The sequence below is a fragment of the Marinobacter sp. MIT930201 genome, assembly GCF_047122665.1.
Classification (GTDB): domain Bacteria; phylum Pseudomonadota; class Gammaproteobacteria; order Pseudomonadales; family Oleiphilaceae; genus Marinobacter; species Marinobacter salarius.
Genome location: NZ_CP138916.1, coordinates 2,689,277 through 2,707,208 on the forward strand (window position 1 = coordinate 2,689,277; position 17,932 = coordinate 2,707,208).

General features: G+C 59.1%; 15 protein-coding genes. 7 read left to right on the forward strand and 8 right to left on the reverse strand.

Features of this window, described 5'->3' with window-relative positions; all coding sequences use genetic code 11:
• Position 1: 1 nt before the first annotated feature.
• The 4 genes from panP to SIC19_RS12280 form a co-directional block, all read right to left on the reverse strand.
• Complete coding sequence (gene panP, locus SIC19_RS12265; protein ID WP_036210812.1) at positions 2-1,678, reverse strand: pyridoxal-dependent aspartate 1-decarboxylase PanP; 1,677 nt, start codon at positions 1,676-1,678, stop codon at positions 2-4.
• Between the two features lie 126 nt (positions 1,679-1,804).
• Positions 1,805-2,149, reverse strand: a complete 345-nt coding sequence (locus tag SIC19_RS12270) for a DUF503 domain-containing protein (RefSeq protein ID WP_040474714.1) — start codon at positions 2,147-2,149, stop codon at positions 1,805-1,807.
• A gap of 196 nt (positions 2,150-2,345) precedes the next feature.
• Entirely contained in the window at positions 2,346-4,049 is a 1,704-nt protein-coding gene (locus tag SIC19_RS12275) for an acyl-CoA dehydrogenase family protein (RefSeq protein ID WP_075194202.1), read from the reverse strand.
• Positions 4,050-4,051: 2 nt separating this feature from the next.
• A complete protein-coding gene (locus SIC19_RS12280; RefSeq protein WP_041332505.1) occupies positions 4,052-4,684 on the reverse strand; it encodes a TetR/AcrR family transcriptional regulator in 633 nt (210 codons plus the stop codon).
• 270 nt (positions 4,685-4,954) lie between these two features.
• On the opposite strand from SIC19_RS12280, the gene SIC19_RS12285 reads away from it, so the two are divergent.
• From SIC19_RS12285 to SIC19_RS12305, 5 genes are all read left to right on the forward strand, one after another.
• Positions 4,955-5,176 (forward strand): hypothetical protein, encoded by a 222-nt coding sequence (locus SIC19_RS12285; protein WP_075194203.1) that lies wholly within the window; start codon positions 4,955-4,957, stop codon positions 5,174-5,176.
• 179 nt (positions 5,177-5,355) lie between these two features.
• On the forward strand, positions 5,356-6,387 hold the full coding sequence (locus SIC19_RS12290) for a lipase secretion chaperone (RefSeq protein WP_075194204.1): 1,032 nt from the start codon (positions 5,356-5,358) through the stop codon (positions 6,385-6,387).
• Between the two features lie 138 nt (positions 6,388-6,525).
• Positions 6,526-7,521 carry a porphobilinogen synthase gene (gene hemB / locus SIC19_RS12295; protein ID WP_036211905.1) on the forward strand — a complete coding sequence of 332 codons (996 nt, stop codon included), beginning with the start codon at positions 6,526-6,528 and terminating at the stop codon, positions 7,519-7,521.
• A 58-nt stretch (positions 7,522-7,579) separates the two neighbouring features.
• The gene (gene ppk1, locus SIC19_RS12300; RefSeq protein ID WP_036210827.1) at positions 7,580-9,718 is read left to right on the forward strand and encodes a polyphosphate kinase 1; all 2,139 of its coding nucleotides are present in this window, start codon (positions 7,580-7,582) and stop codon (positions 9,716-9,718) included.
• Between the two features lie 63 nt (positions 9,719-9,781).
• Complete coding sequence (locus SIC19_RS12305) at positions 9,782-11,074, forward strand: DUF945 family protein (protein ID WP_226909981.1); 1,293 nt, start codon at positions 9,782-9,784, stop codon at positions 11,072-11,074.
• A gap of 45 nt (positions 11,075-11,119) precedes the next feature.
• On the opposite strand, the gene coaD is transcribed toward SIC19_RS12305, so the two are convergent.
• The 4 genes from coaD to SIC19_RS12325 all read right to left on the reverse strand — a co-directional run bounded on the left by coaD (position 11,120) and on the right by SIC19_RS12325 (position 15,718).
• Complete coding sequence (gene coaD / locus SIC19_RS12310; protein ID WP_075194207.1) at positions 11,120-11,602, reverse strand: pantetheine-phosphate adenylyltransferase; 483 nt, start codon at positions 11,600-11,602, stop codon at positions 11,120-11,122.
• A gap of 362 nt (positions 11,603-11,964) precedes the next feature.
• Positions 11,965-13,557, reverse strand: coding sequence for a GMC family oxidoreductase N-terminal domain-containing protein (locus SIC19_RS12315; RefSeq protein ID WP_412535520.1), 1,593 nt, complete (start codon positions 13,555-13,557; stop codon positions 11,965-11,967).
• Positions 13,558-13,575: 18 nt separating this feature from the next.
• Positions 13,576-14,220, reverse strand: a complete 645-nt coding sequence (locus SIC19_RS12320) for a hypothetical protein (protein ID WP_051947069.1) — start codon at positions 14,218-14,220, stop codon at positions 13,576-13,578.
• Positions 14,221-14,272: 52 nt separating this feature from the next.
• On the reverse strand, positions 14,273-15,718 hold the full coding sequence (locus SIC19_RS12325; RefSeq protein WP_036210839.1) for a coniferyl aldehyde dehydrogenase: 1,446 nt from the start codon (positions 15,716-15,718) through the stop codon (positions 14,273-14,275).
• A 228-nt stretch (positions 15,719-15,946) separates the two neighbouring features.
• Between SIC19_RS12325 and SIC19_RS12330 the strand changes: the two genes are divergently transcribed.
• Together SIC19_RS12330 and SIC19_RS12335 are read left to right on the forward strand one after the other, a co-directional pair.
• Positions 15,947-16,645: a TetR/AcrR family transcriptional regulator gene (locus tag SIC19_RS12330; RefSeq protein WP_075194209.1), complete on the forward strand. Its 699-nt coding sequence runs from the start codon at positions 15,947-15,949 to the stop codon at positions 16,643-16,645.
• 273 nt (positions 16,646-16,918) lie between these two features.
• Complete coding sequence (locus tag SIC19_RS12335; RefSeq protein WP_127401918.1) at positions 16,919-17,929, forward strand: TRAP transporter substrate-binding protein; 1,011 nt, start codon at positions 16,919-16,921, stop codon at positions 17,927-17,929.
• Positions 17,930-17,932: the final 3 nt, after the last annotated feature.

A 17,932-nucleotide genomic window follows, 5' to 3' on the forward strand; every position in this document is an offset into this window, starting at 1 on the left:
GTCAGGCCTGCCGAACGCCGGGCTGATGCTGCTTCAACACGGCATCGGCCATCTGGTCCAGGATGGTGATTTCGTCCTGGATGCCCTCGTCCGATGACAAATCCCGCTGTTCCTTCAGTATGTCCGCGAGGATTTCTTTCGTGGTCAACGGGTTGGCCAATACCACCCGGAACACGATGCAGGGGAAGTGATAATAACGCGACGGTTCGAGCCGGGTACGGGAAACGAAGGCTTTACCCCGTTCACGTTGGGTTTTCTGAATGAACTTGGTGATGCGGTTCAGGCAGGTGTTGAGTCGTTCGGCCTGTAGCGAGTCCGCGATTGCCAGTGCCTGCTGCACTTTCTCCGGGCAATAGCGATAAGTCAGGATATTGAGCTCTGGTTTGGTGATGAGCTCGAAATCCGTTTCTGCGTTGATCATTTCCGCAAAGGTTTGTGCCTTGTCGATGCCCTGGTCGATGAGGATCTCATAGCCTTCCCGCGCCAGGATTCTCAACCCCGACTGGATCAGCATTGACATGCCCGGCCGCGAACCTTCCAGGGTGGTACTACCCAGATCCCGCGAGCCTTTACGGATAATGTACTGGGCGTGATGCTCGACAGCGCTTGCCAGGCCCGGGTCGCGGAACACCACCAGCCCAGCCCCCATGGGAACATAGAGTTGCTTGTGGGCGTCGAAGGTCACCGAGTCGGCCTTTTCGATGCCCCTGAGCAGGTGCCTGTGGGTGCGGGAAAACAGTGTCGGCCCACCCCAGGCCGCGTCCACATGAAAATGGGCGTTGAACTCCCGGGCGATGTCTGCCATGGCGTCCAGCGGGTCGACGTTGCCGGTCTCGGTGGTGCCGGCAATGCCGCAGATGGCCATGACCCGGATTTTCTGGCGGTGCAACTCCAGGCATTTCTCCCGCAGTGCATCGGTGTTGATGCGGTTGTCGTCATCGGTGTCGACAGGCACCAGGAAGTCCCGGCCCAGACCCAGTACATCGGCGGCTTTGCGCAGTGAGTAGTGGCCGCGGCGGGAGACCAGAATGGCGGCACCCTCGCAGCCGTAATAGCGTAGTGCCCGGAACAGGCCTTCCTGATGGATACCGCGGAAGCTGCCTTCGGCGGGGAACGCGTTGTTGCGTGCCACCCAGAGTGCGGTCAGGTTGGCCACGGTGCCGCCGGAGCACATGGCACCGAGGGCGTAGCGGGGATCGTGCATCCACTTGCGGTAGAAGGCACCGTCCTGCTCATACACCAGCCGGTGGATCATGCCCAGTACCTGGCGTTCCATGGGCGTGAAGGCCTTGGAGGTTTCGGTTTTAACCAGGTTCTGGTTGAGGGCAATCATGATCTTGGACAGCGGCAGCATGAAATAGGGCAGTGCCGAGGTCATGTGGCCGATAAAGCTGGGAGACGCCGTGTGTACCGAGTTGGCCACCAGCTTGTCGAGCAGGAATTGGGCCTGTTCGGAGACGAAGATGGGCTTTTCCGGAATGGCGTAGTCCGAGAAGTCTTTCTCGACTTCGGAAAGATCCCGCTCGACCGCAACGATGTGTTCCTGGAGGAATCCGGCAAGGTTGCGGGATATGTTCTGGTCAATCCTGCTCAAGGTGGATTCAGGCGCCTCGGGCACGGTGAATACACGATACATGGCCTCTACCGAGGCCTGGGCGGATTTTTTCTTTCCGGTCATAGGTGCCACACACTATCAGTGGTCATTCGCAAAGCCTGTCCCGGGCGTTCCGTTCTCCCTGAGGGGGCGTAGTATACGGTGTCGTGAAACCATACGCTACAGCATGGGCCCTGCATGGCGGGAGGGTCAAAGTATCTCTCGGTGTACGTCCAGTATGGCAGCGTCGATGCGTTCCTGTATGGCTTTTTCGATCTGGTCGAGGCGCTGGGCGATCTGTTGCGATGAGCCTCCGAGGGCGGCGATGGTCCAGGTGGCGCAGTCGAGGGCGTCCTGGTCGGCGGTTTCGGCGACGGCCAGGTCGGGTTCTTTGCCCCAGACGGCTTTCAGGGCGGTGAAGACTTTGCGTTTGGCTTTGAGGTCTTCGCAGCCGTAGAGCTGGAAGTGCAGGGTCAGGATGCCCACGTGGGGCGTGATGACTGTTTGCTGGGGCGTATTGCCCTCTTTTAGCAGCCTTCTTAGAGCTTCAGACATAGGTGTTCCGATTTTGGTGCTGGAACTGGAGGCGATGGGCTTTCCAAAACACGCTCCTGCGGCACGTCCATGTGACGCTTGGGCTTCGCCATCCATGGCTCCGCACAGTTTTGGAAAGCCCATCGCCTCCAGTCCGCGAACCTTTCAGGTGGAGTCCGCTTCGCCAGACAGTATGTATTGTCCAGCAGTCTGTTTTCTAGCCTACTACAGGCGTCGCCCGTTTGATAATGGCGGCCGGGTCGGTGCCGGAGGGCAGGTTGCCGTAGTTCAGGCCGCCATTGTGTTCCAGGCGGGAGGCGCAGAAGGCGTCGGCGACCGCAGGGTCGGAGTTTCTCAGCAGCAGTGACGACTGCATCAACAGGGCCAGGCGATCCACCAGGTTGCGGGCGCGGTATTCGAAGTCGCTGATGTCGGCGAAGTCGTTCTGCAACTGGGCGAGGAAGCGGTCGAAGCGGGCGTCGGCGCCGCGGGCTTCGGCGGCTTCGCTGAAGAAGGCGTCGAGGGTGTCTGGTTCTTTCTGCAGTGCGCGCAGGGTGTCCAGGCACTGGACGTTGCCGCTGCCTTCCCAGATGGCGTTGACTGGGGATTCCCGCAGCAGTCGGGGCATGATGCAGTCTTCCATCACGCCGCTGCCGCCGATGCATTCCATGGCTTCGTAGGCGTGGTTGGGGGTGCGTTTGCAGATCCAGTACTTGCCAACCGGAGTGGCCAGTCGTGCCAGCAGGCGCTCGTGCTCCAGATGTTGGCTGTCCAGGGATTTGGCGATTCGCATGGTGTAGGCCAGGGCGGCTTCGCTTTCCAGTGCAAGATCGGCGAGGACGTTCTGCATCAGCGGCTGTTCGCTGAGTCGCCCACCGAAGGCGCTGCGGTGGCGGCAATGGTGGGACGCCTGGGCCAGTGCCTGGCGCATGCCGGCGGAGCTGCCGATCATGCAGTCGAAGCGGGTCATGGCGACCATTTCAATGATCGTCGGTACACCTCTGCCTTCCTCGCCCACCATCCACGCCAGGGCGCCGCGCAGTTCCGCTTCGCTGGAGGCGTTGGCGACATTGCCCATCTTGTTTTTCAGGCGCTGGATTTGCCAGGGGTTTTTGCTGCCGTCCGGGCGCCAGCGTGGCATCAGGAAGCAGGACAGGCCGCTTCTGGTCTGGGCCAGCACCAGGAAGGCGTCGCACATGGGGGCAGATACAAACCATTTGTGGCCGACCAGTTCATAGGCCTGCCCCGGGCCTTCTGCACCGATGGCGTAAGCACGAGTCGTGTTGGCCCGGACGTCGCTGCCACCCTGTTTTTCCGTCATTGCCATGCCGATGGTGACGGATTGTTTTTCGCTGTCCGGCAGGTTTCGGGGGTCGTAGCTATTGGCGAGGATTTTGTTTTCCCAGGCCGCGGCCAGTTCCGGTTGTTTGCGGATTGATGGAACGGCGGCAAAGGTCATGGTAATGGGGCAGCAGTGGGCGGCCTCAATTTGGGAGTGCATGTAGTACTTGGCCGTTCTCGCGACATGGGCGCCTGTGCCGGGATTGGTCCACGGGCTGCTGTGGAGGCCGTTTTCCATCGCTGTGGACATCAGTTGGTGGTAGGCGGGGTGGAAGTCCACCTGATCCGTGCGATGGCCAAAGCGATCATGGGTATTGAACGCCGGTTTGTTCTCGTTGGCATGGAAGCCGAGCGCGATGGTGTCCGCCGCGCCGGCGAAAGCACCAAACTGCTTAAGGTCGCTGGTCGCTGCTGCGGCGCCCTCCCGGGCGACCGCCTCCTGCAGGGCCTTGTCCTGTTCGAAGAGGTTGTAATCCTCCAGAGCAGGTGGCTGATTGAAGACCTCGTGGGTAACCGCCAGGTAGCGGTCGTCACTGGAGGGGGTTGCGGTTTCCTGCTGCAGGGGCTGGCGGGCCTTCATGTTTATCTCCTGGTGCCAGTCAACCCCTGCATGCAAAAGCAAATGATGGAGTTGACCAGCGGATCGTGGTCGTTGGTCTCTGCCTGCTCCGTGGTATCAGCCTGTGCCGGGGACAGAGGCCCCACAAGGCTTTCGGCGATGGCACCTACAAGGCAGGTACTGCTTTGCCTGGCATCCTGATCCGGGAGGCAGCCCTCCTTGATGCCGTCCCGGATGGCCTGCTCGAAAAGTTGAGCGTAGGCGCGGCGGAACTTGAGGCGCTCTTCCTCAACTTTCGGGTCTACCGGCTCTGCGATCAGCGACCAGGCCATCACCGGACCTCTCAGGGCTCTCTCCGCAAACTGGCGAAGGGCCACTTCCAGACGGGAAACGGCGTTATCTTCGGCGGCCAGTGCCTCAGCGACTTTGTCGACTTCCCGTTGTGTCGCAATCCTGAAGATCTCTGCAAACAGGTCTTCTTTGGACTCAAAGTGTCGGTAGATGGTTCCCGTAGCAACGCCGGCGCACGCTGCGATGCGCGTTATCTGGGCGCTGCGGAAGCCGCCGTCGGCAACGCATCCGTATGTGCATTCGATAATGCGCTTACGGGCCTCTGCCTTGCGATTGCGCATCTTTTCCGTTTCCCGATATGCCATGCGGGTTCCTTATAAGTAGTGAATCATTATTCATTCTTTGTGTCAATCAATAGACCAGTATAGCTTGGTTCATATTATTCTTTAAAAACAATATCGTGGAGTTGCTTACAAAAATTTACAAAAAAACCGTTGTCAGTAAATAGCGTTGCAACTGAAAGCGGATTATAAAGACGCCAAGGCAGGTAGTAAGACGCATCCGCCGAGATGGGGCGGCCGTGCCATAACAGGCTTGGCGCGCTCGTTGTACTGTTTTCGTTGATGGAGAAAATCATGAGTGAATTCGACGAAAGCAATCTGGAGCAATCCGGTAGCTGGACACATGACAGCGACGATACACATTCCATTGCCGGCCGTGCGCGAATCCGCGCTCAGCTTCAGCAGGATATTGAATCGTTTCTGAGCCAGGGCGGCAGAATTCAGGAAGTGGATACAGCATTCCGTTCGGACCCTTCCCGCAAGGTGGATGTCGGTTTCAATAATCGCTCCCTCTGAATTCATGAAGCCGCAGCCTCTGAGGCTGCGGCCTGTTTGCGTTCGTGGCTTACGGTTGTTTTGACGCCGGTCTCACCGCTGTATCCCGTATTCCTCTATGCTGCGTTCTGCAGGATAGCGTGTTCCGTGCACCATGACCGTTACTCACCCCACATTCGACCCTTAAACAGGCCGCGTTCATGAGAGGATTCCTTCGTTTTGCAACCACGGCGCTCGTCGTCATGGCGCTGATCGCGGCAGGCATGGTCATTTTCTTTGGTGATACCCCGACCCCCGCCCAGGAGACAGTTGATACAACCGCCGATACAGAAAGCAGCGTTGTGCCAATGTTGGATTCCACGTCAGGACGTGGAGTGCCTTCAACACTGGTCGGCGAAACCGCGGTTGCGGTGCCGGATACAATGCCAGCGTCGTTGGCGGGAACCAGCGTGCCCGGTGGCTGGGCCGAAACCGATGCTAATGGCTCCCTGGTCCCCACGCCGCAGTTGCGCCAGTTGTTTGAATATTACCTGGCGGCTCTGGGCGAGGAGACGTTACCCCAACTGGTTGCCCGGATAGAGCAGGCGTTGGCCCGGCTTGAAGAGCCGGCCCGATCGGAAGCTCTCGACACTTTGGGGGACTATCTGGACTACAAGCTGGCGTTGGGCGACCTGGAAGCCACTTATGGTCATGACGCCACGACGAATGCAGAGGACATGCAACGGCGAATGGCAGAAATACGCGCCCTGCGACGCACCTGGATGGATGCGCAAACCGCCGACGCCTTTTTTGCAACGGACGAGGCCGTAGACCAGTTCCAGGTTGAGCAACTGCGTATCCGAACCGATCCGTCTCTGTCTGAAAAGGAGCGGGAGCAGGCGCTGGCAGAAGCCGAGAAGGCGCTCCCGGAACCGCTTCGTCAGGCACGCCGGGAAACCCGCAAATTCGCCGACTATCAGCGTGCGCAGTCGGAATTCGCGGATGATCCCGACGCCTTGCGCGCCTGGAGGGAGGAACGCTTTGGTGCCGAGGCTGCCCGTGAGCTGGAGAAGGTGGAAGCTGAACAAAAGGTATGGGAAGCCAAGTGGCAGGCCTATAGCCAGGACCTGGCGGAGCTTGACGACATGGGGCTTGCCGGCCCGGAGCGCAAAGCCGCCATTGACGCGCTCAGGGATGATTATTTCGAGGGCGCTGAAAAGCTGCGTGCCGAGGCCCTGGATTCCATCCGGTAACAGTCCTTTCATCTGAACGTAGTAGCCTGATGGTGTGGCTCGGCTGTAGGCCCTGCCACCGCCGCTTATGGGCGTGTATGATGGGGCGGTAGCCCCATTTTCCACAGGAGGTATTCCGTGAGCTTTTCGGCCAATCGCATGTTCCCAGCCACTCGTCTGCGTCGTAACCGGGTTGACGGTTTTTCCCGGCGTCTGGTTCGGGAGAATCAGCTCAGTGCCGACAACCTGATTTTTCCGGTGTTCGTACTGGAAGGCGAGGGTCAGCGGGAGGCGGTACCCTCCATGCCCGGCGTCGAGCGCCTGAGCGTTGATCTTCTGGTGGAACAGGCGGCGGAACTGGTGGCGCTTGGGATTCCGGCCGTGGCGCTGTTTCCCGTGGTGCCTGCGGAGCACAAGAACCTGTCCGGATCTGGCGCGTGGGATTCCGATGGTCTGGCCCAGCGTGCGGTGCGTGCGCTGAAGGACGCCTACCCTGAGTTGGGTGTTATTACCGATGTGGCACTGGACCCATTCACCACCCATGGCCAGGACGGCATTATCGACAACGACGGCTATGTGCTGAACGACGTGACCGTGGAAGCGCTGGTTAATCAGGCGTTGTCCCATGCCGACGCGGGTGCGGATATTGTGGCGCCGTCCGACATGATGGACGGCCGGGTCGCTGCCATCCGCGACGCCCTGGAGTCCGCTGGCTATGTGAACACGCGTATTCTGGCCTACTCTGCCAAGTATGCTTCCAGTTATTACGGGCCGTTCCGCGATGCGGTCGGCTCAGCGGGCAACCTGGGCAAGGGCAACAAGGCCACCTATCAGATGGACCCGGCCAATAGTGATGAGGCGCTCCAGGAAGTGGCGATGGACATCGCCGAGGGGGCCGACATGGTGATGATCAAACCCGGCATGCCGTATCTGGATATCGTTCACCGGGTAAAACAGGAACTGCAGGTGCCAACGTTCGTCTATCAGGTCAGTGGCGAGTACGCCATGCACATGGCCGCTGCCGAGAACGGATGGCTGGATGGCGACGCCGTGATGATGGAGAGTCTGATGGCCATGCGCCGTGCCGGTGCAGACGCCATCCTTACCTATTTTGCCGTCAGGGCTGCACGGCTGATGCGTGATAACCGCACCTGACAGGTTACAGTCAACAGCAGGGTGCCTTAAGGCCTCTGATAAATGGAAGCAGTAAGCAATGACTACTGAATCTGCAAACAAGCTAAAGGCTGTCGATGTTCCGGACGTGCCGGCTCCCGTGGAAGCACCATCCCCCGGCGTGGAAGTTGATGTCGCCGCCCAGGAAAATTATTTCAACCGCGAACTGAGCCAGCTTCAGTTCAACTACCGGGTGCTCAAACAGGCTCTGGATACCACGCATCCGTTGATTAACCGGCTGATGTTCTGCTGCATTTTCAGCAGCAACATGGACGAGTTCTTCGAGATCCGGGTGGCGGGCCTGCGCCAGCAGATCAAGTATGGCCGTGAAACCCTGGGCTCCGACGGCATGATGCCGGAGCAGGTGTTGGGCGAAATCAGCCGGGTGGCCCATGAGTACATCCGGGAACAGTACGACATCCTGAACAACGTGCTGATCCCCGAGATGGAGCAGGAAAACATTCACTTCGTCCGGCGTCGTGAATGGACGGAAGCTCAGGCCGACTGGGTGCGCCGTTACTTCGAAGAGGAAATCCTGCCGGTGGTCAGCCCCATCGGGCTGGACCCTTCCCACCCGTTCCCGCGCCTGGTCAACAAAAGCCTGAACTTCATTGTTGAGCTGGACGGTAAGGATGCCTTCGGTCGCGAAACCGGGATGGCCATCGTGCCTGCGCCACGTTCGCTGCCGCGTCTGGTCCGGCTTCCGGATGACGTTTGTAACGGTGGCGACAACCTGGTGTTCCTGTCCTCCATGATTCACGCCCATGCCGATGAGCTCTTCCCAGGCATGGAGGTGAAAGGCTGCTATCAGTTCCGCCTGACCCGCAACGCCGACCTTGAACTGGAAGACGACCTTGAAGATCTGGCCTCCGCCCTGCGCGGCGAGTTGCTGAGCCGGCGCTTCGGTGACGGCGTGCGGCTGGAAGTGGCGGACAACTGCCCGGAAGAACTGGTGCATTTTCTGCTGCGCGAGTTTGGACTGACGGATCGTGACCTTTATCAGGTTCACGGCCCGGTCAACCTGACACGTTTGATGGCCGTCGGTGGGCTGGTGGATCGCCAGGACCTCACCTATTCGGGTTTTTCGCCGTCGATTCCCAGGCAGATCCGTGCCAAGGAATCCATGTTCGATGCCATCCGCAAGCGCCCGCTGCTGTTGCTGCATCCCTATGAAAACTTCAGTCCCGTGACCGACCTGTTGCGGCAGGCTGCAAAAGACCCACAGGTCCTGGCTATCCGTCAGACCCTGTATCGCACCGGTGCCGACTCGGAAATTGTCGAAGCGCTGATGGATGCAGCCCGGCGTGGCAAGGAGGTGACTGCGATCATCGAACTGCGGGCCCGGTTCAGCGAGGCGGAAAACCTGGAGCTGGCCAGCCGGCTGCAGGAAGCGGGTGTGATCGTGGTCTACGGGGTGGTGGGTTACAAGACCCACGCCAAGATGATCCTGATCGTGCGCCGTGAGGAAGGAAAACTGAGGCGTTACGTACACCTGGGTACCGGGAACTACCATGCCGGTAACGCCCGCCTGTATACCGATTACAGCTACATGACCAGCGACGAATCCATCGGTGATGACGTCAACAAGCTGTTCCAACAGCTGACGGGCATGGGCAAGGCCTTGAAAATAAAGAAACTGTTTCACTCACCCTTCACACTCCATACCCGTCTTCTGGGCCTGGTGGACCGTGAAGCGGAACTGGGGCCCAAAGGCCGGATTATTTTCAAGTTTAACGCCCTCACTGAGCGAGAGTTGATCAAGGCGTTGTATCGTGCGTCCCAGGCAGGCGTGAAAATCGACCTGATCATCCGCGGTATCTGCTGCCTGAGGCCGGAAGTGCCGGGGCTGTCGGACAACATCCGGGTGCGCTCCATCATTGGCCGTTTCCTCGAGCACACCCGGGTTTACTATTTCGGCAACAACGGCCGGCCGGAAGTCTATGGGTCCAGCGCCGACGGCATGGAACGGAACCTGCTTAGCCGCGTGGAAACGGCGTTTCCGATTGAGGATCCGGCGTTGATTGCCCGCGTCCGCGAAGACCTGGACACCTATCTGGCGGACAATTGCCAGTCCTGGGTCTTGCAGCCGGACGGTAGTTACATTCAGAATCAGGCAGCCGAGGGCGAGGATCGCCTGGCGTCGCAACTGGTCCTGCTTGAACGCCTGACCGGGAAATAACGATAACCCGCATGCGCCTGCCCCAGTGGAGGCGATGTGGGCGCTGTAATGGAGTAAAGGCTGTTGAAGAAACAATGGATGGTTGCCGGTGCAGCCGTACTGGCGGTTGGTGTGGCTGCGCCCTGGGCCGTTGGATATGTAACCGAACAGCAGTGGCAGAGGGTCACTGCGGACGTTAATCAGGCGCAGCCCCTGTTCAAGCTGCAAACCCGCGATTATAACAGGGGCTACATGGGAGCCGAGTTCGCCGGCACCATCACGATCCAGGATCCGGACACCGGTGACGAGCACTCATTCGACTATCAGGCCCGGGTAAGCCATGGGGTTACCGGCAGCCTGATTGATTTTACCCCGCCTCCTGAGCTTGGCGCTGAAGTTGAGAAGATCTTCCCCGACGAAAAGCCCCGGTTGACCCTGGAGACCCGCCTGTGGGGAACGGCGATCGCCGAGCTTTCCGTGCCGGCTGTGAGTGTGATCGACGAGGAAACCGGCGAGTCCTTTGATATGTCGGAAAGCTTTAGCCGAGCAGAAATCAGTGGCAACGGTTCACAGGCTGATATCCTCATGCTTTGGCCGGGCGCCGTGATTCGGGGGCCAGACCTGCGCATCAGTATCGAGGATTTTCGCCTTGAACAGACCATGGAACACCTGACAGGCGACGTCTGGCTGGGTGACGGGGACATGTCGCTGGCGCGACTTGAAGTGGCGGCACGGGGCGAGCCGACCCTTCGCTTTGATGACTTTTCGATGAGTGGTGAGACTACCACCGACGATGACGGCAAGAGCATTGATTCCGAGGCTGTCGTTACTTTGGAAAAGGTAACGGCGGACGACGAGAGCTTCGGCCCTCACCGTATGGAAATGGTGTTAAGTGGCCTGGACGTGCAAAGCTGGAGTGACCTGACAACGGCAATGACGGACATGCAGGCGGCTGCCCTGAACACCGCAGGCGGCGATTCGAGTGCCATGATGCAGCAGCAGATGGAATCCATGAATCGCATCAATCAGGCCATGCTGGGCCTTGCGGCCAACGGTTTCTCGTTCGGGTTTCCGGAGCTGTCCTTTGCCACGCCTTATGGCCCGGTCAATGGCGAGATCATGGTGCAGCACCCGTCGCTGTCTGACGACGAGAAAGACCAGATGATGATGGTGATGCAGCAGCTGACCGGCAATCTGGATGTCAGCATGCCGCTGGCTCTGGTGGAGCAGCATCCGGAGCTGGGGATGCAGGTTGCGCCTTTGATCAAGCAGGGCATGGTGGTGCAGGAGGGTGACCGGCTGCGAATCCAGGGCACACTGGAAGATCTGGCCCTGGACATCAATGGCAACGTGATCCCGCTGCCACCGATATTCTGATCCGTTGTTCTGTGCTGCCCGGGATGGGCAGCACTTTCCCGTCTGTCAGTCCTTGATGAATTTCTGTTTGAGTGCAGCTTCCACAGCCGGGTCGACAAATTCGGAGACGTCACCGCCCAGTGAGGCGATTTCGCGGATCAGGGTGGAGGAGATGTACGACAGGTGGTTGGAGGGTGTCAGGAACACGCTTTCCACTTCCGGCGCCAGGCGGCGGTTCATGTCGGCTAGCTGGAATTCGTACTCGAAGTCGGAGACAGCTCGCAGTCCGCGGATGATTACGGTGGCGTTCTGTTCCCGGACGAAATCGGCGAGCAGGTTGCTGAAGCCGGTGACGCTGACGTTGGGCAGGTGGGAGGTGGCTTTTTCCACCAGCACGCAGCGTTCTTCCAATGTCAGTAGCGGGGACTTCTTGGGGTTGTAGGCGATGGCGACGACGACTTCGTCGAAGAGCCGGCCTGCGCGCTCGATGAGGTCGGTATGGCCGTTGGTGATCGGGTCAAACGTACCCGGGTAGATGACTTTTGGCATTCGGAGCTCCTTTTCACCGGAAGCGCACAGGATAGCAGCCTTCGTCTTGAACCAAAATGTTCCCTAATCCCTCACTTCTGCGGGCTGCTGACTTTGGATTGCTCGCTTTGGTGCATGTGCCGCATGAGGATGGCCTTCCAGGATACGCTACGAGCACCCCTTCGGGGTCCGGCCAGCAATCATAGATTGCTGTCGTTCGGCTGTCGCATGAAGCTTTGCTTCATAAACGCTCGGCCTCACCCATGTGCGCTTGAGTAAAGCCGTCCCTGGCTTTACACAATCCTGAGAAGCCCTCCTCACGCGGCACTTCGGACTGCGTACCTGCCTAAGAAGACCTCAAACTCTCTTTGGGACTCCTTTCTTTAACTCCCGAGTTTCTGAGCCAGTCTGGTGCTGTTCCTCGCAGCCAGTGCATAAACCGACAACTGCGGATTCGCGCCGATGCTGGTGGGGAAGATCGAGGCGTCGTGGACGCTGAGGTTGGCGACGTGGTGGTGTTCGCCGAAGCTGTTGACCACGGATTCTTCCGGGTTGCGGCCCATGCCGCAGCCGCCCATCTGGTGGGCGGTGAACAGGCGGACGCGGTGGGGTTCCATGGCCAGGTTGTCGATGCCGGCTTTGGCGTCGGCCCACGAGGTGTACCAGGGGGAATCCAGGTGCATGATGCGGACTTTCTGGGCGCCGGCGGCGAACTGGATCTCGGCCATTTTGTAGAAGGCGTCTTTCAGGCCCTTCCAGAGGTAGTCGCTGACGGGGTAGTCCAGGATCGGGCTGCCGTCGTCGCGGAGGCTGACGGTGCCGCCGACGCTGTCGGGATGGAAGCCGTCGCGCAGCAGGGCGATGACGGAGTTCAGCCGGGGCAGTTTCGACAGGTCGCGGATCTGTTGTTCGCCGTGGCCGGGAACCACGCCGGCGGACATGGCCGGGTGCAGGGGCGGTACTTCCAGTTTGAAGCCGGCGGGGCCGTCGACGCCCTGGGAGAAGTTGAATTCGTCGGAATAGATTGACTGAGGTGCACCGTAATAAGGATCGACGGTGTCAGGCATTTCCGCGATGGTGGCATTGACCGGGTGCAGGAAGGTGCGCTTGCCAATGCGGTCGTAGGGGTCGGGAATGTCTGAGCGCAGCAGCAGGCCAGGTGAGCCGATGGCGCTGGCGGCCACCACGAAATGCCGGGCTCGCAGTTCCACGGTGACGCCAGACGGGGTGACACCGTCCGCCGCCATGGCCGAGGCCTGAAGGTGGCTGATTTTGTTCTGCTCCATCACCAGTTTGTCGGCCCGCAGGCCGTGGAACAGTCGGGCATTGTTGTCCAGGGCGCCGGGAATAGTGGTGGTCAGAGCCCCCTGTTTGGCGTTCGTGGGGCAGCCCACGCCGCAGTAACCCAGGTTCCAGCAGCCTTTGACGTTGCGTGGGATCACCTCCCAGGACCAGCCCAGCGCCTCGCAACCCTGGCGCAGGATGTCGTTGTTCACATTAGGCTCGGCCAGCCAGGGCTCAATGTTATGTCGTTGCTCGCGGCCGTCGAACCAGGGCTTCATGGATGCCGGGGTCAGGTCGTCGAGCCCGAAACGGCTGGCCCAGTGATTCAGCGTCGGTGCCGGTGTACGGAAGCTGGACGTCCAGTTCACTGTGGTAGAGCCGCCCACACACCGGCCCTGAAGAATGGCGATTGCTCCGTCTTTGGTGACCCGGCTCATGCCTTCCTGGTAGAGGGAGGCATAGGCGTCCAGCTCGTTCATTTTGAAGTCTTTCTGGTGATACAGACGGCCTTCTTCCACCAGAATCACCGACAGCCCGGCTTTCGCCAGAATCTCCGCCGTGGTGCCGCCCCCGGCGCCGGTGCCGATGATCACCACATCGGCTTCGTGGGTCTGGTTCTGTGTCAGGGTGGCGCCGTCGGTGACCTTCCAGCCAGCCTCAAGCCCACGGGCGATACGATCCGTTAACGACATAATAATGCTCCGGTTGGCTCAGGCGTTGTCTTTGAACTGGGGCAGGGCGTCCACGGCCCAGGCGGGTGGTCCGGGGTAGCCGGAGAGGTGCCAGTGGTCTTCGTGGCCATAGAACGCCACGTTACTGACCTTGGTCAGGGCGATGTAGCCGTTGTTGAACAGCCCAACACCACTGGTGCGCCAGCGCTCAAGGAAGGCATCCACGGACTGCGTGCTGGCGTTCTCCCAACTCGACCAGATCCGGGCAACCGTCACCCGTGTCAGCCCGAAGTTCAGCAGGTCAAACAGACCCCGCAACTCCTTCTGGTTGGCGGGTCCGAACTGATGAATCCCGGCATCAATGCGCTCAATCGTCGCCTGAATCTGCTGGCGGCGAACCACGGGCTCCTCAGTCAGCCCGGGGCCCACCATGGCTGGTAGCAATGCCTGGAACAACACAATGTCGTCGCGGGTCAGGAACTGGAACTCGTAGCTCTGGTCCATCGCCCCCGGCATCGGATAGTCCCGCCCGGCGGGCGCGGTTGCACAGCCGGACAGGCCAGCGGTCACACTCACCGTGCCGAGGAACATGGCTCCACCAAGCCCGGTCCGGAGAAAACTCCGACGGTCCATGGCGGAATCGGAAAGGTCCGTTTGCACGGATCGAGAAAGGCTTTCAGGCATAACGACTCTCTTGTTCTTATTGTCTTTTTTTGGCCGGCGACCAGCACCCAAGTCACCGAATAAACAACTTATATACCATCTTGTGAGCCGTCGTTCCGTGCGGCGCATACACAAACTTGCCACTGTTGAACTTCTGCTTACTGAAAATCGCCCGTTGATGAGAGAACGTCAGGAAACCTTCCTTGCCGTGGTAATGCCCCATCCCCGAATCACCGATACCACCAAATGGCAGGTCATCCTGGGCAACGTGCATCAGTGCATCGTTGATGCACATGCCACCGGAATGTGTCTGGTTGACCACATGCTCCTGCATCGACTTGTCGTAACCGAAGAAATACAGCGCTAGCGGGCGAGGACGGTCATTAATGTAATGGATCGCCTCATCCAGGTTGCCATAGCTGATGATCGGCAGAATCGGCCCGAAAATCTCATCCTGCATGATCTTCATATCCGGCGTGGTCTTCAGCGCCAGCGTAATCGGCATCTTGCGGGTGCCATCCTTCAGGTTCTCATTGGCCGGATTGATCTCAATCAGCTCGGCCCCTTTTTCCCGCGCATCGTCAAGATAGCCTTGCAGGCGGTCATATTGGCGCTCATTGATAATCGCCGTGTAATCCTCGTTATCCCGCAGGCTCGGATACATCGCCGCAAACTGATGGCGATACTCATCCACAAACGCCTGCACACGGTCTGCCGGGCACAACACATAATCCGGTGCCACACAGGTCTGGCCCGCATTCAGCGCCTTGCCGAAAGCGATACGCTGGGCGGCGTCTTCCATCGGAACATCCGGCGATACGACGGCAGGCGACTTGCCGCCCAGTTCCAGAGTCACCGGCGTGAGATTTTCCGCGGCTGCCCGCATCACCAGCTTGCCCACCGACGTGGAGCCGGTGAACAGAAGGTGATCGAAGGGCCGGCTGGAAAAGTCTGCGGCGACATCCGCTTCACCGTTAATCACACAGACCAGGTCCTCCGGAAACGCAGATTCGACAATCTCCTTGAACAAAGCAGAGGTGTGCGGCGTGAACTCCGACATCTTGATCATCGTACGGTTACCCGCAGCCAGTGAGGCCACCAGCGGCCCAACGGCCAGATACAGAGGGTAGTTCCAGGGCACGATGACGCCCACAACACCCTTAGGCTGGTAGTGAACGCGGTTGCTGGCGGGCTGGAACAACACGGACACATGCCGCTTGGAGGGCTTCATCCAGCCTTCCAGGTTTTTCAGGGTGTAGTTGATGCCCTGAATGGACGGCATCACTTCCGCAATCAGCGATTCGTCCTTCGAACGACAGCTGAAGTCCCGGTCGATGGCGTCCAGTAACCGATCCTGATTGGACAGCAGTACGCGCTTGAGGCGCTTCAGATTCTCCTGACGCTCGGTTAGCGACGGCATCGGGTTGTTGCGAAACGCCTTCTTCTGGTCCTCAAACACACGGTGGGTGTGCTGGATGTGCTTCTTGCTTTCAGTCAGCTGGACAACGGTGGCTACCATATCGCTCTCTCCTCGCGGCCCCGGCCTGCCGGGTCGCCGCCCTTATTGTTCGTGGAGCCTGCGACAGCTCCGGAATGCGGTGGTGAAAAAGTATTCAGTTTGCGCTTGGGGCTATTATTAGAGTATATACTCTAGGTAGTCAAGCTGGCCCTGATGGCTGATCGGGCCATCCACGGATCGCAGCGCCAAAGCACAGGCACCCACACAACAACACGCATTGCTGAGCCTATGAAAACCCGAGACAAGATTCTTCTTTCGAGCCTTGATCTGTTCAACGAAAGGGGAGAGCGCAACGTAACCACCAACCATATCGCCGCCCACCTCGCGATATCGCCGGGCAACCTGTATTACCACTTCCGTAACAAGTCCGACATCATTTACGAGATCTTTCTCGAGTATGAAAAGCTGGTGGATTTTTACCTGGATATCCCGGAGAACCGGCCCATTACTCTGGATGACCTGACCTTTTATCTCGAATCGGTGTTCGATGGCCTTTGGAGCTATCGGTTTTTTCACCGCGACCTGGAATACCTGCTCGACAGTGATCAACGCCTGCGCCAGGACTACCGCGAGTTCACCAACCGCTGTCTGGCGGCGATCAGCCGGATATTCGAGAAGCTGGCGGAGGCGGGAATTATCGAGCCTCAGCCTGAAGAGCTGCGTTCCGCGATGTCCCTGAACGTATGGTTGGTCATTACCAACTGGATGGCTTTCCTGAAAACCGCCCACGCCTCTGAGGCCTCTGCGAGCCTGACTCTGACCGAGCTGAAGCAGGGCATCTATCAGGTGCTGACCCTGGAAATTCCCTATCTGACGGCGGATTACCGGGAGCAGGTGATGACGTTGCGGGAGAAGTATCGTCCGCGTTTGCCGGATGCGGCTGACGCATCGGTTTCAGGGCAGGGCGAACCCATCTGGAATCATTGAGGAACTTTTGATCAATTGGCGTGTCAATAGTTACGACATCGGGGATTCGGACATTCTCGGTGTCTCCTGAGTGAGTTCTCAGGTTTTAGCACGTCGCAAACCCTGACGTTTCACCGGCCTGTCTTCTGGCAGGTCGGCTTTTTATGCCAGCCCTCCCCTCATAACCCCAAACCGACCTTCCATTGCATCCTTGTCAGAGCGTTTTAAATCCAATAGACTCGCAAATGTTACCGGTAACATATGCCGGCACAAAAACAATCAGGAGATACCAATATGTTCCCGACAAGACTCGCAGCTGGCCTTCTGTCAGCCACCCTGGCGTGCAATGCCCTTGCCGCCGATTTCAACTTCAAGTTCCAGTCTTCAGATCCTTCCGGCGTCAAGAACTTCGAGATCCAGCAGGCGTGGGCCGACCGGGTAGAAGCGATGACCGGTGGTCGTATCGAGATTGACCTGCTGCCGGTGGGTAGCGTTGTCAGCCACACCGAAACCCTCGGCGCCATGAAAATGGGCGTGTTGGATGGCCATATTTCCGTGACGGGGTATTTCTCGGGAAAGGATCCTGCATTCGGCCTGATCGGCAACACCGTTGGCGCTTGGTCCAGCCCGGACCAGCTCATTGATTACATCAACCATGGTGGCGGCTATGAGTTGATGAACGAGCTCTACAAGCCCTATGGCGTGAAATTTGTCGGCGGTGGCGGTACCGGCGTGGAGTCGTTTGTGTCGAAGAAACCGCTGGATGGCGTCGAGGATCTCAAGGGGCTGAAGATGCGCGCACCGGAAGGGCTGGTGCAGTCTGTCTTTGCCGCCGCGGGCGCATCCCCCGTGAACCTGCCGGGGTCTGAAGTCTACACGGCGTTGAGCAAGGGTGTGATTGATGCCGCGGACTACACCGTGTTCTCCACCAACCATGAGGCCGGTCTGAACGAGATTGCGCCGCACCCGGTCAACCCTGGTTTCCATTCGCTGCCATTGATTGAAATCGCGATGGACCTCAAGGAGTGGAACGAGCTGCCAGAGGACATTCAGGCCATCATGACGGTATCCGCCCGCGACTTTGCCCAGGATATCAGCACCCAGTTGGCGATGGCCGATCGTGAAGCTGTCAACGAAGCCCGGGCCAACCCGGACATTACCATCCACGACTGGTCCGCTGAGGAGCGTCGGAAGTTCCGCACCATCGCCCGTGACCAGTGGCAGGTCTACGCAGAGCAGTCGCCCAATGCCGAGAAGGTCTACCAGTCGGTGACTGAGTACCTGGAGTCCCAGGGCCTCCTCTAAAAC

Bases quoted from the DNA above. Each gene is read 5' to 3' on its own strand.
- SIC19_RS12285 (WP_075194203.1), top strand. From the start codon at position 4,955: ATGAGTGAATTCGACGAAAGCAATCTGGAGCAATCCGGTAGCTGGACA.
- ppk1 (WP_036210827.1), top strand. From the start codon at position 7,580: ATGACTACTGAATCTGCAAACAAGCTAAAGGCTGTCGATGTTCCGGAC.
- SIC19_RS12315 (WP_412535520.1), bottom strand. From the start codon at position 13,557: ATGTCGTTAACGGATCGTATCGCCCGTGGGCTTGAGGCTGGCTGGAAG.
- SIC19_RS12335 (WP_127401918.1), top strand. From the start codon at position 16,919: ATGTTCCCGACAAGACTCGCAGCTGGCCTTCTGTCAGCCACCCTGGCG.
- SIC19_RS12320 (WP_051947069.1), bottom strand. From the start codon at position 14,220: ATGCCTGAAAGCCTTTCTCGATCCGTGCAAACGGACCTTTCCGATTCC.
- SIC19_RS12275 (WP_075194202.1), bottom strand. From the start codon at position 4,049: ATGAAGGCCCGCCAGCCCCTGCAGCAGGAAACCGCAACCCCCTCCAGT.
- SIC19_RS12325 (WP_036210839.1), bottom strand. From the start codon at position 15,718: ATGGTAGCCACCGTTGTCCAGCTGACTGAAAGCAAGAAGCACATCCAG.
- SIC19_RS12330 (WP_075194209.1), top strand. From the start codon at position 15,947: ATGAAAACCCGAGACAAGATTCTTCTTTCGAGCCTTGATCTGTTCAAC.
- SIC19_RS12290 (WP_075194204.1), top strand. From the start codon at position 5,356: ATGAGAGGATTCCTTCGTTTTGCAACCACGGCGCTCGTCGTCATGGCG.
- panP (WP_036210812.1), bottom strand. From the start codon at position 1,678: ATGACCGGAAAGAAAAAATCCGCCCAGGCCTCGGTAGAGGCCATGTAT.
- coaD (WP_075194207.1), bottom strand. From the start codon at position 11,602: ATGCCAAAAGTCATCTACCCGGGTACGTTTGACCCGATCACCAACGGC.
- hemB (WP_036211905.1), top strand. From the start codon at position 6,526: ATGTTCCCAGCCACTCGTCTGCGTCGTAACCGGGTTGACGGTTTTTCC.
- SIC19_RS12280 (WP_041332505.1), bottom strand. From the start codon at position 4,684: ATGGCATATCGGGAAACGGAAAAGATGCGCAATCGCAAGGCAGAGGCC.
- SIC19_RS12270 (WP_040474714.1), bottom strand. From the start codon at position 2,149: ATGTCTGAAGCTCTAAGAAGGCTGCTAAAAGAGGGCAATACGCCCCAG.